This is a genomic window from Ideonella azotifigens (assembly GCF_006519715.1).
Taxonomy (GTDB): domain Bacteria; phylum Pseudomonadota; class Gammaproteobacteria; order Burkholderiales; family Burkholderiaceae_C; genus Ideonella; species Ideonella azotifigens.
In genome coordinates this window covers 1-1,817 of record NZ_VIDT01000914.1, presented here as the reverse complement: position 1 = coordinate 1,817, position 1,817 = coordinate 1, and the positions used below count along the sequence as shown (strand labels likewise).

Genomic DNA, 1,817 nt, shown 5'->3' with positions numbered 1-1,817 from the left:
CTGGACCTGCGCACCGCGCATGCCACTGGCCAGTACGTGGTGCCACCCATGCACCTCACGCGCAGCACGCACCCCGGCGGCGTGGCCGGTGCGATGGCGGCGGCGCCGCACCAGCTCTCCGGCCAGTTCAGCCTCGGCGGGCAGGAACAGTTCTACCTCGAAGGCCAGATCAGCTACGCGCTGCCACAGGACGATGGCGGGCTGAAGATTCATTGTTCGACCCAGCACCCCAGCGAGATGCAGGCGATGGTCGCGCATGCGCTGCAACTGGACGCCAATCAGGTGCTGGTCGAATGCCGGCGCATGGGCGGCGGCTTTGGCGGCAAGGAGTCGCAGTCGGCGCTGTTCGCCTGCGTGGCGGCGCTTGCCGCCAAGAAGCTCAACAAGCCGGTCAAGCTGCGCGTGGACCGCGACGACGATTTCCTGATCACCGGCCGCCGCCACGGCTTCGAGTTCGACTGGCAGGCCGGCTTCGACGACAGCGGCCGGCTGCTGGCGGTGGACGTCACGATGCTGGGCCAGGCCGGGCACTCGGCCGACCTGTCGCCCCCTGTGCTGACGCGCGCGATCTGCCACCTGGACAACGCCTACTGGCTGCCGGACGTGGCCATCCACGGCTTCCTGCCGCGCACCAACACGCAGAGCAACACGGCATTCCGCGGCTTCGGCGGGCCGCAGGGCGCGCTGGTGATCGAAGTCATCATCGACCAGATCGCCCGCCAGCTGGGCCTGGATCCGCTGGCGGTGCGGCAGGTCAACTGGTACGGCCTGCCGGGCAGCGGGCGCGACGTGACGCCTTACCTGCAACCGGTGGTCGACAACATCATCGCGCCGCTGACCGACGAGCTGGCCGCCAGCAGCGACTACCTCGCGCGCCGCGCCGAGGTCGCCGCGTTCAACGCCACCAGCCCGTGGCTGAAAAAAGGCCTGGCGCTGACCCCGGTGAAGTTCGGCATTTCGTTCAACGTCAACCACTTCAACCAGGCAGGCGCGCTGGTGCACATCTACCGGGACGGCTCAGTGCTGGTGAACCACGGCGGCACCGAAATGGGCCAGGGCCTGAACACCAAGGTGGCGCAGGTCGTCGCCCACGAACTGGGCCTGCCGCTGGCCCGCGTGCGCGCCAGCGCCACCGACACCAGCAAGATCGCCAACACCTCGGCCACCGCTGCCTCCACCGGTGCCGACCTGAACGGCAAGGCCGCGCTGGACGCCGCGCAGAAGCTGAAGAAACGGCTGGCGGAAGTGGCCGCGTCGCACTGGCAGGTGGCGCCCGACCAGGTGCGCTTCGAGGGCAACGCGGTGCTGGGGCCAGACGGCCAGCACGAGGCCTTTGCCGCCATCGTCGAGCAGGCCTACGTGGCCCGCGTGCAGCTCTGGGCCGACGGCTTCTACGCCACGCCCGGCCTGCACTGGAACCGCGACACGCTGACCGGCCGGCCGTTCTATTACTTCGCCTATGGCGCGGCCGTCAGCGAAGTGCTGCTGGACCGGCTGACCGGCGAATGGCGACTGCTGCGCGCCGACCTGCTGCACGACGTGGGCCGCTCGCTGAACCCGGCCATCGACATCGGCCAGGTCGAAGGCGGTTTTGTGCAGGGCATGGGCTGGCTGACCAGCGAGGAGCTGGTGTGGCACCCGCAAAGCGGCAAGCTGCTGACGCACGCGCCGTCCACCTACAAGATCCCCACCGCCAACGACCTGCCGCACGCGCCGGGTGCGTTCACGACACGGCTGTACAAGGGCGACAACGTCGAGGACAGCATCCACCGCAGCAAGGCTGTGGGCGAGCCGCCGCTGCTGCTGAGCTTCTCGGT

At 69.1% G+C, this 1,817-nt stretch carries 1 protein-coding gene; it reads left to right on the top strand.

Annotated elements, in window-relative coordinates; genetic code table 11:
* On the top strand, window positions 1-1,817 hold a 1,817-nt coding region (gene xdhB, locus FKP22_RS29180), incomplete at both ends, for a xanthine dehydrogenase molybdopterin binding subunit (RefSeq protein ID WP_141291660.1).